Source organism: Planococcus sp. SSTMD024, from assembly GCF_041320495.1.
Taxonomy (GTDB): domain Bacteria; phylum Bacillota; class Bacilli; order Bacillales_A; family Planococcaceae; genus Planococcus.
On sequence record NZ_JBGGNS010000018.1, the window covers coordinates 106,820 to 126,388 of the forward strand.

Annotated in this window: 19 protein-coding genes; 6 read left to right on the forward strand and 13 right to left on the reverse strand. The window is 50.8% G+C overall.

The genetic code is table 11. From position 1 onward, the window contains the following. Window positions 1–155 precede the first annotated feature (155 nt). On the reverse strand, window positions 156–395 hold the full coding sequence (locus AB9R92_RS03460; protein ID WP_370668122.1) for an IDEAL domain-containing protein: 240 nt from the start codon (window positions 393–395) through the stop codon (window positions 156–158). Window positions 396–571: 176 nt separating this feature from the next. Between AB9R92_RS03460 and AB9R92_RS03465 the strand changes: the two genes are divergently transcribed. Next, window positions 572–1,126 (forward strand): competence protein ComK, encoded by a 555-nt coding sequence (locus AB9R92_RS03465; RefSeq protein ID WP_058381275.1) that lies wholly within the window; start codon window positions 572–574, stop codon window positions 1,124–1,126. Here the strand turns inward: AB9R92_RS03465 and AB9R92_RS03470 are convergent. After that, a complete protein-coding gene (locus AB9R92_RS03470; RefSeq protein WP_370668123.1) occupies window positions 1,123–1,488 on the reverse strand; it encodes a YhjD family protein in 366 nt (121 codons plus the stop codon). The genes AB9R92_RS03465 and AB9R92_RS03470 overlap by 4 nt on opposite strands. Window positions 1,489–1,699: 211 nt before the next feature. Continuing rightward, entirely contained in the window at window positions 1,700–3,316 is a 1,617-nt protein-coding gene (locus AB9R92_RS03475; protein WP_370668124.1) for an ABC1 kinase family protein, read from the reverse strand. A 100-nt stretch (window positions 3,317–3,416) separates the two neighbouring features. Here AB9R92_RS03475 and AB9R92_RS03480 point away from each other — a divergent pair, with 100 nt between their 5' ends. Beyond that, window positions 3,417–4,193 (forward strand): enoyl-CoA hydratase-related protein, encoded by a 777-nt coding sequence (locus AB9R92_RS03480; RefSeq protein ID WP_370668125.1) that lies wholly within the window; start codon window positions 3,417–3,419, stop codon window positions 4,191–4,193. A gap of 49 nt (window positions 4,194–4,242) precedes the next feature. Here the strand turns inward: AB9R92_RS03480 and AB9R92_RS03485 are convergent, their stop codons facing one another. The 7 genes from AB9R92_RS03485 to lplA form a co-directional block, all read right to left on the reverse strand. Beyond that, the gene (locus AB9R92_RS03485; protein WP_370668126.1) at window positions 4,243–6,222 is read right to left on the reverse strand and encodes a S9 family peptidase; all 1,980 of its coding nucleotides are present in this window, start codon (window positions 6,220–6,222) and stop codon (window positions 4,243–4,245) included. Window positions 6,223–6,386: 164 nt separating this feature from the next. After that, complete coding sequence (locus AB9R92_RS03490) at window positions 6,387–7,940, reverse strand: fatty acid--CoA ligase family protein (RefSeq protein WP_370668127.1); 1,554 nt, start codon at window positions 7,938–7,940, stop codon at window positions 6,387–6,389. A 138-nt stretch (window positions 7,941–8,078) separates the two neighbouring features. After that, window positions 8,079–10,016: an FtsX-like permease family protein gene (locus AB9R92_RS03495; RefSeq protein ID WP_370668128.1), complete on the reverse strand. Its 1,938-nt coding sequence runs from the start codon at window positions 10,014–10,016 to the stop codon at window positions 8,079–8,081. Next, the gene (locus AB9R92_RS03500; protein ID WP_370668129.1) at window positions 9,988–10,761 is read right to left on the reverse strand and encodes an ABC transporter ATP-binding protein; all 774 of its coding nucleotides are present in this window, start codon (window positions 10,759–10,761) and stop codon (window positions 9,988–9,990) included. Before AB9R92_RS03500 ends, AB9R92_RS03495 begins: the two co-directional genes overlap by 29 nt. Next, complete coding sequence (locus AB9R92_RS03505) at window positions 10,758–11,765, reverse strand: sensor histidine kinase (RefSeq protein WP_370668130.1); 1,008 nt, start codon at window positions 11,763–11,765, stop codon at window positions 10,758–10,760. Before AB9R92_RS03505 ends, AB9R92_RS03500 begins: the two co-directional genes overlap by 4 nt. After that, window positions 11,765–12,469 carry a winged helix-turn-helix domain-containing protein gene (locus AB9R92_RS03510; RefSeq protein WP_370668131.1) on the reverse strand — a complete coding sequence of 235 codons (705 nt, stop codon included), beginning with the start codon at window positions 12,467–12,469 and terminating at the stop codon, window positions 11,765–11,767. The genes AB9R92_RS03505 and AB9R92_RS03510 overlap by 1 nt, the downstream gene beginning before the upstream one ends. Before the next feature lie 71 nt (window positions 12,470–12,540). Further along, window positions 12,541–13,533 carry a lipoate--protein ligase gene (gene lplA / locus AB9R92_RS03515; protein WP_370668132.1) on the reverse strand — a complete coding sequence of 331 codons (993 nt, stop codon included), beginning with the start codon at window positions 13,531–13,533 and terminating at the stop codon, window positions 12,541–12,543. 143 nt (window positions 13,534–13,676) lie between these two features. On the opposite strand from lplA, the gene yhfH reads away from it, so the two are divergent. After that, window positions 13,677–13,802, forward strand: a complete 126-nt coding sequence (gene yhfH, locus AB9R92_RS03520; protein ID WP_083509120.1) for a protein YhfH — start codon at window positions 13,677–13,679, stop codon at window positions 13,800–13,802. Window positions 13,803–13,900: 98 nt separating this feature from the next. On the opposite strand, the gene AB9R92_RS03525 is transcribed toward yhfH, so the two are convergent. The 3 genes from AB9R92_RS03525 to hemE all read right to left on the reverse strand — a co-directional run bounded on the left by AB9R92_RS03525 (window position 13,901) and on the right by hemE (window position 16,504). Next, the gene (locus AB9R92_RS03525) at window positions 13,901–14,356 is read right to left on the reverse strand and encodes a FixH family protein (RefSeq protein WP_370668133.1); all 456 of its coding nucleotides are present in this window, start codon (window positions 14,354–14,356) and stop codon (window positions 13,901–13,903) included. Window positions 14,357–14,506: 150 nt separating this feature from the next. Further along, window positions 14,507–15,439: a ferrochelatase gene (gene hemH, locus AB9R92_RS03530; RefSeq protein ID WP_370668134.1), complete on the reverse strand. Its 933-nt coding sequence runs from the start codon at window positions 15,437–15,439 to the stop codon at window positions 14,507–14,509. A gap of 21 nt (window positions 15,440–15,460) precedes the next feature. Then, window positions 15,461–16,504 carry a uroporphyrinogen decarboxylase gene (gene hemE, locus AB9R92_RS03535; protein ID WP_370668135.1) on the reverse strand — a complete coding sequence of 348 codons (1,044 nt, stop codon included), beginning with the start codon at window positions 16,502–16,504 and terminating at the stop codon, window positions 15,461–15,463. Window positions 16,505–16,725: 221 nt separating this feature from the next. Between hemE and AB9R92_RS03540 the strand changes: the two genes are divergently transcribed. The 3 genes from AB9R92_RS03540 to AB9R92_RS03550 all read left to right on the forward strand — a co-directional run bounded on the left by AB9R92_RS03540 (window position 16,726) and on the right by AB9R92_RS03550 (window position 19,554). Further along, window positions 16,726–17,241 (forward strand): antibiotic biosynthesis monooxygenase family protein, encoded by a 516-nt coding sequence (locus AB9R92_RS03540; RefSeq protein ID WP_370668136.1) that lies wholly within the window; start codon window positions 16,726–16,728, stop codon window positions 17,239–17,241. Window positions 17,242–17,310: 69 nt separating this feature from the next. Continuing rightward, the gene (locus AB9R92_RS03545) at window positions 17,311–18,309 is read left to right on the forward strand and encodes a sodium:calcium antiporter (RefSeq protein WP_370668137.1); all 999 of its coding nucleotides are present in this window, start codon (window positions 17,311–17,313) and stop codon (window positions 18,307–18,309) included. A 78-nt stretch (window positions 18,310–18,387) separates the two neighbouring features. Further along, window positions 18,388–19,554: a M20 family metallopeptidase gene (locus AB9R92_RS03550; protein WP_370668138.1), complete on the forward strand. Its 1,167-nt coding sequence runs from the start codon at window positions 18,388–18,390 to the stop codon at window positions 19,552–19,554. Window positions 19,555–19,569: the final 15 nt, after the last annotated feature.

Sequence of the window (19,569 nt, forward strand, 5' to 3'; positions counted from 1 at the left end):
CTAAAATTCCCCTAACAAAAAGCGAACGTATGTTTTTTCCGAAGTATATTCAACTTATCCCCGATCTGGAAGCGGAGTTTGCGTTCTGTTGGAAGTGCAAGTAGCGGCTACAAAGCGCAAAAAAAAACCGCCCGGAGTTTCTCCGGACGGTCCTGTTATTCTTCTTCCCGCTTCAGCTCTTGCAGCTGTGCAGTATATGTGGCGAAAGATTTGCGGTCGTTATGATCCAGGGCTTCGTCGATAAGGGCAAGCAATTGTGTTTCTTGCTGTTCGCGGTGAACATGCTTCAAGAACAGATCCAAATAGATCTCATTCAGCAGCTTTTCCGCTTCCGTGATCTTTTTCGTTTGAGCCATCGCTTTCATGAAGTCAGCATAAGAATAATAGTTTTCCATTCTTCTTCACCCCGAATGCTTTTCATTAGTATACACGAAAGCGCAAGAAAGAAGCAAGAGTTTTTTGAAAATTACAACGAGATTGAAAAAATAATTTTTTCGAAAAATAATTATTGTGTATTTTCCATTTTTTATTATAATGAGGTATGTAAAGTAAATTTAGGGGGTAAATGTTCATGGGTAAGAAGAATCAATATCCCGTTTCCTATACAATTTGCAGTAATACGTATGCGCTGCTTCCGTATATGGACGGCCACCGGCTCTTGACAAGGGTCATCGAAGACCGCAGCGAATTCCTGGTGGAGGAATCGGTTTATAAAATCGTGGCGAAGTCGTGTTCTTTCTATCGGGGCTCTCTTGCCAGCGCCACGCTCTATGCGCAAAAAGCTATTGGCGTAAAGCATAAGCCGCCGATCATCGTCGGCGAGTATTATGGGAACCCATTGATTTTCTTTCCTACGCACTCTCCGAAAAACAAGGATTCCATCTGGTTCAATTTCGATGCCATCGATTTGATTGCTGCAGATGACAGCGGACGGGGCAGTTTGGTATCGCTCAGCAATGGCGTCGTCGTCCCTGCGGACATCTCTCCCATCGCGCTTCGGAACCAGCACTCCTTCACCGGGTCTTTGCGCCGCTATTTCAAGAAAGCACAGCGCGTCCATAACCACCGGATGAATTATGTGACGAAGCGGGCATTTCCGCCCCGCAGCCAGCAGCCACTGGATTAAATTGATTTAGCGGCTGCGGACAGATAAAACCTCAATAACTCTTCAACGGCATTTTTCAAACGAATATTCAAATAGCGGCGGTGGTCTTCATAACCGCCATGGCAAAATACATATTCCGAGAAATTGTCGTCTTTACTTCCCCGCCTGACCTTCATGCCATCGGCCCGCATCAATGCGATGGTTTCGGCCAAGTCCTCCCTTGCCCGCTCGATCGCCCGGTCCAGCAATTCCACATAAGGAGCTTTCAGTTTGAAAGGGCTTTTTCTGATCCACTCGCGATCCCGCTCCAGAATGAGGAGCACCATCGGCAATTGCACCCGCTTCTCAAACACGGCTATTTCCGCCCTTGAAATCAGGGGCATTTCCTCACCCCCCAGCTAATAGGAACAAGTGTTCTTATTTTAATTTTAACCGGGAATCCGGAAATTGCAAGAGCCGCCAGTTAAAAAAGGACGATTTCAATGGGTTTTTTGCTATGCCGGAAGAACCGGGCAGAATTCATCTATCATATAGAAAAATCGCCTTACCGGCATGCAGGCCCAACACCTGCATTTCGATAGGGCGATTTTCTATTTAACGGATGGCGCGGAACGCCCACAGGGAGCCGACGAAAAACACCGACGAAACCCATAGGAACGGTTCGTGCCAGAACCAGACGGATAATGAAATCCCGGAAAACGATAATAGCGAGAAGATGCCGGCGAACATCCGGCTTTGCAGATTGCGCTGATGCTCCCGCTCGCGTCCCTCTTTGTTCTCCAGGTAATGGCGGATGCGTTCTGGTTCGTCTAGGAAATTGATGAGCTTTTTCGGGAATGCGCGCGCCGGTCCTGTTGAATTGAGAATCCAACGGAAGACGTCTTCCTTGCCGAAGATCCCTTTTCCTTCCCGCTTGGTCGAAGCCCATTCCAGTACGCGCGGACGCGCAAGGGCAAAGAGGTCGACATTCGGATCCAATACATGCAGAACGCCGACGAAAATCGATGTCGCACGGCCGAAAAAGGCAAATTCCGCTGGCAGCTGCACCGGTTGCGTGCGGACAATGTCTTGCATGTCTTTCAAGAGCCGTTCGACCACAAAGCTGTCCATTTGCATCAATTCATTCGATTCGTAAGCCGCGACGAGCCGCTCAACAGCATCCGCTAGTAAGTCGCGGTCTGCATTCGGCAGCAGGAAGCGCAAAGCCTCCAAACCGTCGAGCACCTGTTCATAATTCTTAAACAAGATGCCTTCCGCAATCAACAGGATTGCCTGCGAATCACGCTCGGAAATCGTGCCGATCATGCCGAAATCGATCAACACGATAGTGCCGTCCGGCTTCAACAGGATATTGCCGCCGTGCGGGTCAGCATGGAACTGGCCGCCATACAGCACTTGCTCCAAGAACAGGATGAACAATCGCTCGGAAATTTCGTGACGGTTGAGCCCATGCTCTTCGATAAAACTGATGTCGGTTATTCTTGCGCCTTCAATCCATTCCATCACCAATACGCGGCGCGTCGTGTATTCATCGTAATAAAGCGGAATGTGGACGCCGGCCATTTCTGCGAAGCGGTCCGCGAAAGCCCGCCCGTTCTGGAGTTCACGGACGAAGTTCAGTTCAGCGCCGATCGTCTCGGTCATCTCGACATATAATTGGTCAAAATCGACTTGCTTCGTGAACGGGGTGAATTTCTTTGCGAGCCAAATGACGATGCGCATCGCCTGGAAATCGGCACGAATGATGCGGTCGGTTCCCGGGCGCTGGACTTTGACAGCGACTTCGGTGCCGTTTTTCAAGCGGCCTTTGAACACTTCGCCGATGGATGCGGAAGCGATCGCCTGATCCGACAATTCATCCAGATAATTGCCGTGCTCGACATTCCATTCCTGCTCGAGCACTTCGATGATGTCTTTTCGCGGAACGGACGGTACGCGGTCCGTCAATCCTTCAAGTTCCGCCAAGAAGCTCGGCGGCATGATGTCCGCCCGGGTCGACAGGAATTGGCCCAATTTAATCATCAAGCCGCCCAGCTTGAGCGCCAATTCCTTGTATTCTTTTGCCTGGCGGGTGACGAGCTCATTCCAGCGCTGTTCGACGACTGGTGTCCACTTGCCCCTATTGCGCCTTTGGAAAAGCGCCACTTGCAAATAAAATCGGATCGCCATGGAAACGATGCGGTATATACGGAGATATGTAACCTGATTCATGAATGAGCTCCCCCCTGTTGTTCCCATTATAGAGTTTGGTGACAGATTAGTCCAAAAAGTGGTATGTTTTTAACGGATGGATTATCAAAGGGGGATGGATATGGAAACAATTCATTATGAACAAAAAGGAAATTTGGCGTTCATTACATTGAACCGGCCGGATGCGATGAATGCATTCAATTACGATATGCTCGCTGAACTTGGCCAAGTGGCAGAAGCGATCCGCATCAATCCGGATATCCGGGTCGTCGTCTTCACCGGGGCCGGCGACAAGGCTTTCAGTGTCGGGGCCGACTTGAAAGAACGCAAGACCTTGACGCAAGACCAGGTCAAGCGCAATATATATAAAATCGGTGAAGTGTTCACGACCATCGAAAACTTGCCGCAGCCGACGATTGCCATGATTAATGGCTATGCGTTCGGCGGCGGCATGGAGCTCGCCTTGGCGTGTGACTTCCGCATCGCTGCGGACGATACATTGCTCGGGTTGACCGAAACGAGCCTTGCGATCATCCCGGGCGCCGGCGGCACGCAGCGTCTGCCAAGATTGATCGGTGAAGCGAAAGCGATGGAACTGATCTTGACCGCGCGCCGCTTGAAATCTTCGGAGGCGCTTGAGTACGGCCTCGTCACCCGCCTCGCTGCGGGCGACGATTTGGCGCAAGTGACAGGCGAATTTGCGGATTCGATCCTAGCAAACGGGCCGATCGCATTGCAACAGGCCAAATTTGCCATCAAAAACGGCATGAACGCCGATATGCAGACAGGGCTTCAAATCGAACGGAAAGCATACGAGATCACGATCCCAACAGAAGACCGCGTCGAGGCACTGCTCGCGTTCGGCGAGAAACGCAAACCGGAATTCAAAGGGCGCTAACCAAAAAAGCCAGGCGGAGAAAACTCTCCGCCTGGCTTTTCTTCTATAATTAGAGCCGCTCCATCCAGCCGACAATTTCCTGCAACCTGGCAAAACGCAAATTCGGTTTGCCGGTGCGCGATAAATTATGGTCAGCTTCCGGGAAACGGACAAATTCAGTTTCCTTGTGCATGCTCTTCAGCGTGATGAATAATTGCTCCGCTTGCTCGATCGGGCAGCGGTGGTCGTTCTCCGAATGCAAGATGAGCAGCGGCGTGTTGATGTCTTTCGTGTATTTCAGCGGGGAATGCTCCCATAGCTTATCGACATTGTCCATAGCGGCTCCGTGCTGCCATTCGCTGAAATAATAGCCGATGTCTGAAACCCCGAAAAAGGAAATCCAGTTGCAGATCGAACGCTGGGTTACAGCCGCTTTAAAGCGATCGTCATGCGAGACGATCCAGTTGGTCATGAAGCCGCCGTAGCTGCCCCCGGTCACGCCAAGGCGCTCCGTATCCACCCAGTCGTTTTCTGCAAGAACATTGTCGAGCGCCCCTAAGATGTCCCGGTAATCCCCTCCGCCGTAATCGCCACGCACCGCATCGACAAAACTTTGGCCGTAGCCGTGGCTGCCGCGCGGATTGACATACAAGACGCCATAGCCGTTTGCTGCAAGCACTTGCATTTCATGGACGAATGTGTTGGCGTACATGGCATGCGGGCCGCCGTGGATATTGACGACCAGCGGATGTTTTTTGCCTGCTTCGAATCCACGGGGCTTCATAAGCCAGCCATGTACGTCAAAGCCGTCTTCTGTTGTGTGCGAAACGATTTCCGCTGCAATCAACTCTGTTTGTTCAAGATACTTTGCATTGCAGGAAGTCAGTGCTTTGCGCTCACCGGTCGAAATGGCGAGTTTGAAAAGTTCTCCAGGAGACACCGGAGTGCTGATGGTAGCAAGCGCAAAGCTGCCGTCTCTTGCGATATCATAACCGTAGACATGCTCATCTTCCGGAGATGCCGGGTACACCGCACCATCAAGTGAAGCGAAATACAGGCGCACATCGCCTTCCGTAGACACCTGGAAGTACAAATGGTCATCCTGCGTCCAGACGACGCCCGGAGCCTGCGCACCTTGCTGATGGTCCGCGACGACATAATCGCCGATTGGGGCATCGATGCCTTCTGTCAGGCATTGCGCCGTCTCATTTGTTGTTTCATACACATACAAGTCGGCTTGCGTGGCATTTTCGTAAGCGCGTGAATGGCCGACAAACGCCAAGCGTTCATCATCGAAGGAAAACGCAGCGTTCCCGTAATATCCATCTTGTTCGATGATGGACGTCTCTTCCCCGGTTTCCAAATCGCGCATGTAGAGCGACTGGCGGAAAATGAAATCCTGATTTTCTTCTTTGGCCGATCCGTACACCAACTTCGTGCCGTCATGGGAAATGGCTTCCAAGCCGAAATGATAAGGCCCTTCCGTCAACTGCTCCACTGTTCCTGTTTCCAGGTCCACAGATCCGATTTGACGGTGATAGTCCTGCTCGATTAGCCCGGTGCCGTCCATTTTGTATTTCATGCCCGTGGTGCGGTACGGTTCAGGCTTTTTCTTGTCGTCCTCTTGTTCCGCTTCTTGATCCGTGAAGGTTTTGCCGTCCTGCACCAGCGCATTGACCCAGATTTTCTTATTGCAAGGCGACCAGCGGAAACTGCTCACCCCTTTTTCAAAATCTGTCAAAGCGCGTGCTTCCCCGCCACTTGCCGACAGGAGGTACACTTGATTCTTATCGTTGCGGTCGGATAGAAAAGCGATGTGGCGGCCATCTGCTGACCAAGCGGGTTGGCTGTTGCGGTTTTTCCCGTAAGTCCAGGGGACCGATTCGCCGGTTTCCAGCGAGATGTGGTGCACATGCGAATGGTATGTATTTTCTTCTTCGTCCATCTTTGTTTGGACAAATACCGCACGTTTCCCGTCGGGTGAAATCTTCGGGTCGGTCACGGATATTAATTCGAGTAAATCTTCTATTTCAACAGCTTTTTTCGACACACGCTCAGCCTCCCGGATAATTATTTCGTTTATCGTAACAGTTGCCTTTTCACTATATCGGTAATTGTCTGTCTTTTCAATAAAAGCTTGCTGAAATCGCCGGCACCCGGTTTTCCAATATAAACAAAAACCGCTTCCCGCCGAAAGCGGAAAGCGGTGCATGGTTATTTTTTTACGGCCTGGTCTTTCAGTGAACGGCGCAGGATTTTGCCGGTCGTGTTTTTCGGCAATTCATCCAGGATCTCCATATGGCGAGGCACTTTATATTTCGCTAAATGCTCTGCGCAATATGCCTGCAGTTCTTCAATCGAAACCGCATCGTCTTTCAAGACGACATAAGCGTTCACCGACTCGCCGAAATCAGCGTCCGGCAAGCCGACTACGGCCGCTTCGACAATCGCCGGATGGGCGAATAGCACTTCTTCCACTTCGCGCGGATAGACATTATAGCCGCCGACGATGATCATGTCTTTTTTGCGGTCAACAATGTAGAAATAGCCTTCTTCATCGACTTTCGCCAGATCCCCTGTGTAAAGCCAGCCGTCTTTGATCGCTGCCTGGGTTTCCTCCGGCATCTTGTAATAGCCTTTCATGACGTTCGGTCCACGGACAATCAACTCGCCCACTTCCCCGACCGGCACGTCCTCACCAAGTTCATTGACGACTTTGTTTTCGACATTGATGATCGATGTGCCGATCGATCCGGCTTTTCGTTCGCGGTCAATCGGATTGAAGCACGTGACCGGCGAAGCTTCGGACAAGCCGTAGCCTTCGGAGATCCGCACATTGAACTTATCTTCGAAGTTATGAAGCAACGCGACTGGCATCGCAGATCCCCCGGAAATCGCCAAACGTACAGAAGCGAAATCGGCTGGGTCCACATCCGGCAATTGGTACATGAAATTGAACATCGTCGGCACTCCCGCAAAGACCGTCGCTTTCGTCGCTTTCGTCGCAGCGAATACCTCCTGCGGCGTAAAACGCGGAACGAGGACAATTGTCGCGCCTTGCATAAGCGGCGCATTGACGACGACCGTTAGTGCGAATACATGGAACACCGGCAGCGTCGCCACCACGCGGTCATCCGGCGTGATCTGGAGATATTCCGCGACATCCCGCGCGTTGGAATAGAGATTTCCATGCGTCAGCATCGCGCCTTTTGGCTTTCCGGTCGTCCCGGACGTATAGAGAATGACGGCATTGTCATCCTGTGAAATATCTGCAGTCCCCTCAAAAGCAGCAGAAGCTGTAAGAAGCTGTGTGAACGAACGGACTTTTCCTTTTACCGCTTCCGGCAATTGCGCCATTTTCTCAGCAGTCGCTGGATCCGTCTCGCAAATGACGTATGTTTCCACTGCCGGCAAAGCCTGATGCGCTTTTTCCACAAGTGGCAGCAAAGCGTCGAGCGCTATGACCACTTTGGCGTCGCTATTATTAACTATGTAAGCGATTTCATCCGGGCTGTAAATCGGGTTGACCGGGACAGCTGTCGCGCCCAGCCGCAACGTGGCATATAGCGAAATGAGAAAATGCGGGGTATTGCTTAAAAGAAATGCGACGTGGTCCCCTTTTTCCACACCGAGTTCCTGCAATGCACCAGCAAATTTCGACACCGATTGGTCGAATTCGCCGTAAGTCGTATCTTTGCCCATGAACGTATAGGCAACTCGTCCAGCTTCCTGTTGTGCAATTTCGTGAACACGTTCTCCCAAATTCATTGAATATCCCTCTTTCTGTTGAATGAATACTCATTCATATTTACTTTTTTCATTATAAAATAAATCTTCAGACAATACAACTACCCGCCAAAAATACCCAATAAAAAGCCGCCGGAATTAACCGGCGGCTCGTTTGATTCAATAAGCTTTCAAATGCGCGATATAGCGCCAGCGGATCAAGAAGAAATAAAGGATCTGCATGAGCGTGAAACCGCCGAGCACAATCGCCATCTCGGATAAAATCGACAGCTCCGCAAACTCATCCCAAACGACTTGGAGCGAGATGAACGCAAAAGCACTGTGAAGCAGCGCCAGCGCCCAAGGAAGGAAAAACAGCGGCACAAGCTGGCGATTGACGATTCTTCCGAGTTCCCGCTCCGTCATCCCAAGACGCACCATCAATTGGTATTGCCTGCGGTCGCGCTCAAGCCCGGTATACAATTTGAAATAAATGAAGCTTCCGGCAGCCAACAGGAACACCGCCGCCACCATCAAACCGATGAACAATAACAGCGCAAAGGACGATTTGAACCAGCGGTATTCGTATCCCGGATTCTCAAAATAATAATTGAGACCGGCAAAATTCCCGCTGACCATCGCCTCGCTGATCGGATAGCGGACGTTTTCGCCGATCGAGACGGTCTCTGTCCAATCCGGCACATGGAAGGCATAATAGCGGAAGTCCGATGCGCCTCGTGGGTAACCCATCAACGGTTCATCGACTTTGCTGAAATCTTCATTGTTCATGATGATCGTATTGGCGTTCAGGGTATGCGCCGGAAACAGCACTTGCGGGTAGGTCTGGCCGATCGTCAGTTCCACCCCGCTTTCCACCAATTCCGTCTCGGCGTAACTTTTTTGCAGTTCACGCAACGATTCCTGGGAAAACGGCACGAACATCGCTTCACCGGTTTGAAGCCTCGCCGGTTCATGGCCGAGCGCCACAGCAAGGCGATTGAACTGCGACAAGGACATGATGTCGACGTCATTGCCGCTTGCGCTCGATGTTTGCCGCTTCACTTCCAAAGGCACGAGCGTATAGGCAAGCTCTTGTTGTTCGAGTTCGCGCTTCAACTGGCCCAATTGCTGCTGTTCAAGCGTATTGCCTTCAAAAGAGACATAGATGAGGCCGAGCGGGTTGCTTTGGCGAAACTCCGCTGTATAGGAAGTGAACGAGGCCAGTGTGCCGACCGTCAGGAAAGCGACGGTCGAGACGATGGTCACGATAAAGAACATTTGCGCGCTGTCCTTTAACTTGACCGCCGCTTCGGCAAGCGACACGAGCCGTGTTTTATGCCAATAGATGCTGCGGCGCTTCTTGTACAATTGAAGGAAAGTATGGATCGAATGCGTGAAAAACAGATACGTGCCGATTGTCGCGAGCGGAGGTACGATGAACACCATGATGTAAACGGTGCGGTCGGACACTGTCGCCGCCAAAAAATACGCAATGCCTAATAGCACCAGCCCGAATGCCGACAAAGCCGGAGAATATTCCGCTTCCTCCTCGGTCTTCCAAAAGCCTACCAGTAAATCGACGACGCGTTTCGTACGGATAAAGGATACGCTGATAATCGAGATGATGATGAACAAACTGGCGAAAGCGCCGATGGTCAGGACAAACGGCTTCCAGGAGAAATACAGCGGCAATTCTTCCAATTGCATGATCTCTCGGCCGATCATGAAAAAGAATTTTGTGAACGCGAAACCGAAGACGATGCCCGCCGCTGTCGACAGGCCGCCGAGGATCATCGTCTCGAAAAACACCAATTTATTAAGCTGCTTCTTGCTCATCCCAAGATGCATCAAGACGCCGAATTCTTTCGTGCGTGCCTGTAAAAATGCGCTTAAGGAATAGAACAGGAAAAATAGCGTGAAAATATACAGCACGATTTCCGCAATGAACATGCCGCGAACGGCCAGCACGCGAAATCCTTCTTCTTCGAATAACGGATGGAAGATGAACATCGAGTAAATAAAGAACACCATGACCGAGAAGACGCTGGCCAATAGGAAGGCTGCGTAGCTTCTCAAATTCCTGAAAACGTTACGGAAGGCGAGTTGGCGAAAGGTCATTGACGGAGCCTCCCAATAGAGATAGCACATTGAGGATTTTTTGGTAGAAGGTTTGGCGTCGGTCATCTCCGTAAATTTCGTTGAAAAATTCGCCGTCCTTGATGAACAGCACACGGTCGCAATAGCTCGCTGCGATTGGGTCGTGAGTCACCATGATGATCGTCGTCCCTTCTTCACGGCTCAAGCCACTCAACAGCTCGAGCACATCCTTGGAGGCTTTTGAATCGAGATTTCCGGTCGGTTCGTCGGCGAGTATGAGCGCCGGCCGGTGGATGAGTGCGCGGCCGATCGCCGTACGCTGCGCTTCCCCGCCGGAAATTTCATTCGGCTTCTTATGGAGAAACGGCTGCAAGTGAAGCCTTTCCGCCAATTCCTGGACGCGGCTTTCCATTTCCTTGACCGGCATGCCGTCGAGCGTCAGCGGCAGCACCAAATTTTCCTCAACGGTCAGCATCTGCAGCAAATTGAAATCCTGGAAGACAAACCCGAGCTGGCGCCGCCGAAACAGCGGCAATTCATCTTTATCCAAAGAATGCGGATTGATGCCGTTGATGAGGATGGTGCCAGAAGTCAATGAATCGATTGTTGAAATCAAGTTCAATAGCGTCGTCTTGCCGCTTCCTGAAGGGCCCATCACTGCAAGGAATTCCCCTTTTTCCACTTCGAAGCTTAATTGGTTCAATGCACGATGCGTCACTTTTCCTTCATAGACTTTCGTCACTTCATCGATTTTCACTACTGTCATGTTGATCCCCCTACATTCTGTTCCTGATAAGGAAAGACGATCGATACGGTCGTCCCTTCTCTTGGCGATGAAGCGATTTCCAGTTCATGCCCGAGCCGGTTGCACACTTCCTGCGCCAGATACAGCCCCATCCCGGTCGACTCACCGCTCAAGCGCCCATTCTCTCCCGTAAAGAAAGCTTTAGTGACACGCGGCAAATCCGATGGCGGGATCCCGATGCCTTCATCCTGCACCGACAAGGTAATGGTGCCTTCTAGGCAGCTGGCCCGGATATATAGTTTCTTGTTTTCTTCGAATGTGTATTTCACCGCATTCGTCAGCAATTGACCGATGATGAATTTCATCCATTTTCGGTCTGTCGCCACTTGGTAACGTTCGTCGATATCGATTTCCGGATAAACGCGGCGCGAGATGAACAAGCGCTTGTTTTCCGTCACCATTTCGGACACCATCCCCCGCAGCGACGCTTGCTCGATTTGCATGTCCTGCTCGAATGTATCGAGGCGGGCGTTCATCAATACGGTGTCAAGCCCTGCGCGCAGGCGGTCCACTTCTTCGCGGATGCTCGCCTTATCCAGTTCTTCCGGCTCCTGCAATAACAAATGCATCACCGATAGCGGCGTCTTCATTTGGTGCACCCATTGATTGATGAATTGCAGGTGGCGCGTCTGCCCTGCGTAAAGCGACTGCACTTCGTATTGATAAAGGCGATACAATTTCTGCATATACAGTTCCGTCTGAACCGTTTCAGCCGAACGCCCTTCCCGCTGCAAGGCGTGCTCCATATTGGGCGGGTCGCTCAGCAGGCGCTCATAATAACGGTAGCGCATCGCAAAACGCACACCAAGAAAACTGGCCAACAGCAATAAGCTGATGATGAATGAATAGATGGCCGTGTCTGTATTGCGGAATCCATCGAGCCAGTAAAGCACGAGGATGAACCCGACAAGCAGGATCTGAAAGACGATAAATGCGGCATGTTCACGCAAGAATAACCGCAGCATCATTGCTCCTCCCTGCCGAGGACCAACCGGTAACCGGCGCCGCGCACCGTTTCAATGAAACTCTGGATACCGTAATCCGTCAATTTCTTGCGAACACGGGCCATATTGACATTCAATGTGTTTTCATCGACGAACGCCTGGTCATCCCATAGCTCTTCTAGCAATTGCTCGCGCGTCACCACTTTCGGATACGCGGCAATCAACAATTCCAAAATCGTGCTTTCTTTTTTCTGAAGCGGGATTTCCGTTTCCCGGCAGTGCAATTCAAGCCGCTCCATATATAAGACGAGGCGTCCCGCACGAACCGTACGCTCTTCTTGTTTCGGCGCATATTCCCCATAAGCCCTTCTTAAATGGCTTCTTATTTTTGCAAGGACGATTTCGTAATGGAAAGGTTTCGTAATGAAATCATCGCCGCCATTTTCCAGTGCGAATACCTGGTCCATTTCGCCTGACCTGGCGGAAATGAACAAGATCGGGCAAGTTGTCTGCAGCCTCAACTGCCGGCACCAGTAATAGCCGTCATAAGAAGGCAAATTGATATCCAAAAGAATCAAATGGGGGTCAAAGGCAGCGAACTCCTCCAAGATGCGGTCGAAATCTTTCGCGGTTTCCACTTGGTAATGATATTTGCGTAATGTGTCCGATAACAGCGAAGCGATCTTCGCATCATCTTCTACAATGAATATCCGCTGTTCACCCATGTTCCTTCCCCCTTCCGTTTCTTTCTATTCTAACAAAAGAGCCTGCTCGAAAGCAGGCTCCGCAAAAAATCTTAATAAATCAACTTAAGGAAATCTTCTGTCGTGATTCCGCCGAGCAATTTCGGGATGTCGATTCCTTCGATCGCTTCAGCGAGCGCAGCGCGTTCGTATTTCACACCGGTGAGTGCCTGTTCGATTTCCGCTACGTCGCCGACACCGAAGAAATCGCCGTAGATATGCGCTTCCTGGACGATGCCTTTTTCCACTTGGAGACGGACATCAATGCCGCCGACCGGGAAACGGTGGGAATGCTTAATGTTAAATTTCGGTGACTTCCCGTAATTCCAATGCCAATTGGCGTAGCGCTCTTCCGACAATTCGTGAATATTGCTCCAATCTTCATCGGTGAGTTCCCAGAAGCGCACATTTTCTTCACCGTCAAAAATCGAATGAAGCAAGGTTGCCCGGAATTGTTCGACCGACATTTCCTGGTCCAGGAATTCTGAAATATTCGCCACGCGGCTGCGAATCGATTTGATGCCTTTCGATTCGATTTTTTCCTTGCTGACCTTCAAAGCCGACACGACTTCATCCATTTTCGTATCGAACAACAACGTGCCGTGGCTGTACATACGGCCCCTTGTCGCAAACTGGGCATTGCCTGAAATCTTGCGCCCTTCAGCGAGAAGGTCGTTGCGCCCTGAAAGTTCAGCGTTGACACCCATATCCTGCAAGGCTTTGACGACCGGTTCTGTGAACTTGCGGAAATCACGGAAGCTGTTGCCGTCGTCTTTTGTGATGAAACTGAAGTTCAAATTGCCGTGGTCATGATAGACGGCCCCTCCGCCTGAAAGCCGGCGGACGACGTGGATACCGTTCGAATCCACATAATCGGTATTGATTTCCTCTGCCGTGTTCTGGTTTTTCCCGATGATGATAGATGGTTCGTTGATATAGAACAGCAGAAACGGGTTTTGGTCGACATCCATCGTTTTCAATAAATATTCCTCGATGGCCAAGTTGATGCGCGGGTCGGTAATGCCTTTATTATCTACGAAATACATGATCTCTCTCCTTTTTTACTAGTGACTGTCTTTATTTTAACGGAATTTTTCAAAATAATCACGGTTGAGGGTTGACGGATCCAAACTGTTATAATACACTGTGTTTATCACTTACAGTACTATAACAAAAGGAGCTGGTAGAAATGATTGAAAACGTAGTCGAATTCTTCAAGAACTTGCCCCCGAAACAGTGTGCCACTTGCGGAGAGAAAATCGAAGAGCAGCACGAGTGCTACGGCAATCACTGCCAGACCTGTAATGAAATCTAAACAAATGAAACGGCCGGAGACATTCTCCGGCCGTTTTTTTATGCGTTTCTTTTCAGCTATCGTTCAGCACTCCAGCCAAATGATGGTAGACCAGAAAATCAATGGCCCATCTTTTCCATGGCATCCGCATCTTCGCTGTCGTCAGGCATGATCGATTCCGGGTCCGGGTCGCCTACGGTCAATTCCAGTTTTGGCATGACGTGCATGCGGCGGGCCGTCGTGTGGGCTTGGATGAAATACAGCCCTTCTTCTTCGACCGTCCAACTATGCTCATACACCCCGTTTTGCGTATGGCTTCCTTCCAGCATCTCGCTCTGTTCACGGTGTCCTGATTGCCATACTTCGAAAACGACTTCATCTGCATCTTCGACTGCTTCGGTACCTTGTGTAACCGTAGCCGATAGCAGTATTTCTTCGCCTGGGTCGGCGGTTTCTTCTGTATTGAACTCAACTTCCACTTCTTGCGGCATTTCGCCCGCACCAGCCGATGAATCTTCTTCGCCGCATGCTGCCAGCAGCAGCGTCAACAGCATAAGCGCGATCCATTTTTTCATGTCATTTCCTCCTCGCGGTGGGCACATACTGCTCTCACCGGCCAAAATTTTGCCCATTCATTGATAAAACGCCGCCACAGTTGACTGCTGAGCGGCGTTTTGATGACGGTTTATCGGTTCAAAGCTTGCATCCTGGACGATTCGCCAGCATCAGTTTTCGTTCAATTTATTCAACACGACATTGGCCATTCCGTCGATAAACAACGGATCCACATTCGGCATTTCCGGACGGCGGTAAGTTGCGCCGATTTCATCGCAGACCACTTTGCATTCATAGTCGTTGTCATACAACACTTCCAAATGGTCCGTAATAAAGCCCACTGGCGTATAGACGAATGAATTGTAGCCTTTTTCTTCATGCAATTCGCGCGTCAAATCCTGGACATCCGGCCCGATCCACGGCTCCGGTGTCTGCCCGGCGCTTTGCCAGCCGATTTCATAGTTTTCGACACCCGCTGCTTCGGCGATCAAGTCCGCTGTTTCTTTCAACTGGTCCGGGTACGGGTCGCCATTTGCGATGATTTTCTCCGGCAAGGAGTGTGCAGAAACGATCAGGCAGGCTTTCGCGCGTTCTTCTTCTGACATTTCAGCAAATGCCGCGCTCACTTTCTCGCTCCAGAATTGGATGAATTTCGGTTCTGTATACCAGCTTTCCACGGAAGTCAGCTTGATGCCAAGTTTATCGGCTGTTTCTTTCGCACGGCCGTTATAGGATTTAACGGAGAAGGTCGAAAAATGCGGCGCAAGAACGATTGAAATCGCTTCTTCGATGCCGTCTTTTTTCATCTCTTCCACGCCGTCTTCCACGAATGGCTCGATATGCTTCAAACCGAGGTACATTTTAAACTCGATATCATCCTGTAGTTCGTTCAGGCGCTTGCACAAGCCATTTGCCTGGTCTTCCGTGATTCTAGCCAGCGGTGAAATGCCGCCGATCGCCTTGTAGCGGTCTTTCAAATCCTGCAATGCTTCTTCGCTCGGCTTGCGGCCGCGGCGGATATGCGTGTAATAGCGCTCGATGTCATCTTCAGAATAGGGCGTGCCATATGCCATCACCAATAATCCCATTGTCTTTTTCATCACAATCACCTCGTCAAAAGTTTGTTAGTTCTGTTTTTTGTAAGCTGCGCTGTACTCATGGACAAATGCTGTGAGACGCTTCAGCGTATCGGGCTGCACTTCTGGGAAGACCCCGTGCCCAAGATTGAAAATATAGCCATCATTTTGCATGCCCATATCCAAAATTCTTTTCGTGCGTTCTTCAATGACAGACCAATCCGCCAGCAAATAAGACGGGTCGAAATTGCCCATCAAGGCTTTCGTCAGACCACGTTCCCGCGCTTCAGTGATCGGCAAACGCCAATCCAAGCCGACGACATCCACTGGCAGCTCATGCCATTCATTTGCCAGATGGCTTGCACCGACACCAAAGATTGTCATCGGCACGCCTTCTTCGCCAATTTCCTTAAAGATGCGGTCCATGACCGGCTTGATGAAGATACGGTAATCTTCCACATTCAATGCGCCGACCCATGAGTCGAAAATCTGGATCGCTTTCGCACCGGCATGGATCTGTGCTTTCACGTAAGGAATGATGGTGTCCGCCAGCTTGTCCATGAGCGCAAACCACATTTCCGGTTCGGAAACCATCATGGCTTTCGTCTTGTTGTAGCTTCTCGAAGGGCCGCCTTCGATCATATAGCTCGCAAGCGTAAATGGCGCACCGGAAAAGCCGATAAGCGGCACATTCAATTGCTCTTCCGTCAGCAATTTGATCGTCTTCAGCACGTAATCGACATCCTGCTCTGGATTGATTTCCCCGAGGCGGTCGATGTCCGCTTTTGTGCGGATCGGATTGCTGATGACCGGCCCGACGCCTGCCTTGATCTTAACGTCCACGCCGATCGCTGGAAGCGGTGTCACAATATCTTTGTAGAGGATTGCTGCATCGACATCATATTGGTCGACCGGCAATTTTGTCACATAAGCGCAAAGTTCCGGCTGGTGCGTGATTTCTTCCAAAGAATATTTCTCTTTGATCTTGCGGTATTCCGGCTGTGAACGCCCAGCCTGGCGCATATACCATACCGGTACATGGTCGGTCTTTTCCCCGCGCGCTGCGCGCAGATACGTATCATTAAAAGTCATGAATTATTCATCCCTTCAGTCTTTGCGGCTATAGTTTATCCTTCATTATCCGTCTATACTATAGACGCTCCGCCCCTTATTGTATAGAATCCGGCGGCAATTGTCATAAATTAGACCCGATTGGCTTCACCGATTTGACACCTTCTGTTTCAAGCGCCGGAATTTAGGGAAAAGTGAGGTAGCAATTCAAAATGGATCCCGACGATTAGGAGGCTTTTTCGATGAATATTTATATGACAACAGGAACTTACGACTTCATGAAGAAAATGCGTGAAAAGCATACCGATGAAACCATGGTGCTGATGCAGGGCGAGAACACGACTTTGCTATTGCACGAAACAGAAGGTAAATCCATTTTCCAAACCCCTCGCCGCTACGAAGTGGTCGATGGCACCGGCGAGTTCCGTGAAAAGGGGTTTTTTGTCATGAATAATATCCCGGTCGCCGATGAAGGGCGCCCCGTTTTTGAGCACCGCTTCAAAAACCGTGCCGGAGCGATTGAGAACGAGCCTGGATATGTCGCTTTTCGCGTCTTGCGGCCGCTCGATTCCGATACGTATGTCGTATTGACTGAATGGGAATCGCCGGCATTCTATGAAAAATGGAAAGAATCGCAAGCCTTTGCCAAAGCGCACGCTGAGAAGCCGCAGGAAGAAGTGGAAAAACCGCGTGCCAATATCTTCTCCGGTTCTTCTTACGTCACCATGTATAAAGCCAAGCCTGAAGAAGACGAGTAACCAACGGCCGGCCAGCCCGGCTGTTTTGCTGTATATTTATAGAAGAAACCCATTTAGGAGGAACATCTATTGGTATTCATTTATTTTCTGTTGGCTGCTGCCGTTACCGTTTTCGCCGCCATCAAACTGTCCCAGTATGCGGATGTCATCAGTGAAAAATCAGCGATGGGCGGCATGATGGTCGGCACGCTTTTGCTTGCAGGCGCTACCAGCCTTCCAGAAATTTCCACTAGCTTCTCGGCAGCTGCCATCGGCAATGCCGATATTGCAGTCGGCAATATGATCGGCTCGAATTTGTTCAATTTATTTATCTTGGCAGGATTTGATTTGCTGTTGAACCGCCGCCGCATGCTCGAGCGGGCATCCAAGGATCACACGTATTCTTCCCTGCTGGGCATCTTCCTGATTGTGCTCTTACTATTGGCGTTATGGCTCCGCACCGACGTCACATTCCTCGGAATCGGCCTCGATTCATTGGCAATCGGCATAACGTATATAGTCGGCATGCTGATCATCAATAAATTGCCGAATTTGGATACGATCGATATGGACGATGAACCAGTTGATGCCAAAGCGCCGAAAAATCCGAGTGCGCATCTATCGCCGAAACATGCGGGCCTCCGCTTCGCGCTTGTGGCTTTGGTCATCATGGCGGCAGGGACCGCCCTTTCCATCACGGGTGATGAAATTGCGGTCGTGACGGGAATCGGCTCCAGCTTTGTCGGCAGTTTCCTGGTGGCCGCTGCCACTTCCCTCCCTGAAGCGATTTCGGTCTTCGTCGCGCTCCGCCTGTCCAATGTCAACATGGCAGTCGGCGCTGTTCTCGGAAGCAATATCTTTAATATGGTCATTTTGGCTTTGTCGGACCCGATCTATGTGGAAGGTTCCATCCTTGCCGAAGTATCCGGGGCCAACACCATCATTGCCAGCGCCGTGCTCGTCATGAGCGTGCTGGTCATGTTCTCGCTTTACAGACCGAAAACCGCTTCCACATGGGCCTATAGTGTGCCGTCCATTTTGGTCGTGCTGCTCTACTTCGTCGCATCGTATCTGAATTTCACTTACTGACAGGACGGGGCTTCCCCGTTCTGTTTTTTGCTGTGTTAAACTAGAGAAAATGCAGAAAATCAGGAAGGATATGATCCAATGATTGAAAAGGTATTTGCTGAACTCGATAACGCCTACCCAGAGATGGTGGAAATACGCCGCCACCTGCACATGAACCCGGAGCCGTCATTCCAAGAAACCAAAACCGCTCAATACATCCGCGATTTTTATGAAGATCTCGGTGTCGATATCCGCCACGGCGTCGGAGGCAATGGTGTCATCGCGACGATCCGCGGCGGAAAGCCCGGCAAGACAGTCGCCCTGCGCGCCGATTTCGACGCGCTGCCAATCCAGGACCAGAAAGAAACCAGCTATAAATCCAAAGTCCCGAACGTCGTCCATGCTTGCGGCCATGACGGCCATACGGCAACTTTGCTCGTTCTCGGCAAAATTCTCCACGGCCTGCGCGATGAACTTCCTGGCACGTATGTCCTCATTCACCAGCACGCAGAAGAGCTTGCCCCGGGCGGCGCGAAGCCGATGATCGAAGACGGGGCGCTTGATGGGGTCGATGTCATCTTCGGCACGCATCTATGGTCGACGACGCCATTCGGGCGGATCGATTACCGGACTGGCCCGATCATGGCAGCGGCGGACCGCTTTGAAATCACGGTACAAGGGCGCGGCGGCCACGGCGCGATGCCACACGAAACCGTCGATGCCGTCGTGACAGGCGCACAGCTCGTAACCAGCCTGCAGCAACTTGTCGCACGCCGTGTGGACCCGCTCGAGTCTGCAGTACTCACAATCGCTTCCTTTATTGCGGAGAACCCATTCAACATTATTGCCGACCAATCGAAACTCAACGGAACGGTCAGGTCCTTCACCGAAGAGACACGCACCCTTGTGGAGCAGGAAATGGAACGCATTGCCAAAGGCACCGCGATTGCGACCAATAGCAACATCGACTTCAAATTCCACCGCGGCTATCCGCCGGTCGTTAACCACGAAAAGGAAACGGAGTTCTTAAGAGACCTCGCTGAAGATGTGCCGGGTGTTGAGGAAGTCTTCAATTGCCCGCCGCAAATGGGTGGCGAGGATTTCGCTTATTACCTCGAAGAGATTCCGGGCACGTTCTTCTTCACAGGCGCGATGCCGGACGGCGAAGTCTATCCCCACCACCACCCGAAGTTCGACTTTAAAGAAGAAGCCATGCTGATTGCCGCGAAAACGCTTGGCAAAGCCGCGGTCACTTGCCACGAATAAACGACATAGCAAAAG

Bases quoted from the DNA above. Each gene is read 5' to 3' on its own strand.
- AB9R92_RS03460 (WP_370668122.1), bottom strand. From the start codon at position 395: ATGGAAAACTATTATTCTTATGCTGACTTCATGAAAGCGATGGCTCAA.
- AB9R92_RS03465 (WP_058381275.1), top strand. From the start codon at position 572: ATGGGTAAGAAGAATCAATATCCCGTTTCCTATACAATTTGCAGTAAT.
- AB9R92_RS03470 (WP_370668123.1), bottom strand. From the start codon at position 1,488: ATGCCCCTGATTTCAAGGGCGGAAATAGCCGTGTTTGAGAAGCGGGTG.
- AB9R92_RS03475 (WP_370668124.1), bottom strand. From the start codon at position 3,316: ATGAATCAGGTTACATATCTCCGTATATACCGCATCGTTTCCATGGCG.
- AB9R92_RS03480 (WP_370668125.1), top strand. From the start codon at position 3,417: ATGGAAACAATTCATTATGAACAAAAAGGAAATTTGGCGTTCATTACA.
- AB9R92_RS03490 (WP_370668127.1), bottom strand. From the start codon at position 7,940: ATGAATTTGGGAGAACGTGTTCACGAAATTGCACAACAGGAAGCTGGA.
- AB9R92_RS03495 (WP_370668128.1), bottom strand. From the start codon at position 10,016: ATGACCTTTCGCCAACTCGCCTTCCGTAACGTTTTCAGGAATTTGAGA.
- AB9R92_RS03500 (WP_370668129.1), bottom strand. From the start codon at position 10,761: ATGACAGTAGTGAAAATCGATGAAGTGACGAAAGTCTATGAAGGAAAA.
- AB9R92_RS03505 (WP_370668130.1), bottom strand. From the start codon at position 11,765: ATGCTGCGGTTATTCTTGCGTGAACATGCCGCATTTATCGTCTTTCAG.
- AB9R92_RS03510 (WP_370668131.1), bottom strand. From the start codon at position 12,469: ATGGGTGAACAGCGGATATTCATTGTAGAAGATGATGCGAAGATCGCT.
- lplA (WP_370668132.1), bottom strand. From the start codon at position 13,533: ATGTATTTCGTAGATAATAAAGGCATTACCGACCCGCGCATCAACTTG.
- yhfH (WP_083509120.1), top strand. From the start codon at position 13,677: ATGATTGAAAACGTAGTCGAATTCTTCAAGAACTTGCCCCCGAAACAG.
- AB9R92_RS03525 (WP_370668133.1), bottom strand. From the start codon at position 14,356: ATGAAAAAATGGATCGCGCTTATGCTGTTGACGCTGCTGCTGGCAGCA.
- hemE (WP_370668135.1), bottom strand. From the start codon at position 16,504: ATGACTTTTAATGATACGTATCTGCGCGCAGCGCGCGGGGAAAAGACC.
- AB9R92_RS03540 (WP_370668136.1), top strand. From the start codon at position 16,726: ATGAATATTTATATGACAACAGGAACTTACGACTTCATGAAGAAAATG.
- AB9R92_RS03550 (WP_370668138.1), top strand. From the start codon at position 18,388: ATGATTGAAAAGGTATTTGCTGAACTCGATAACGCCTACCCAGAGATG.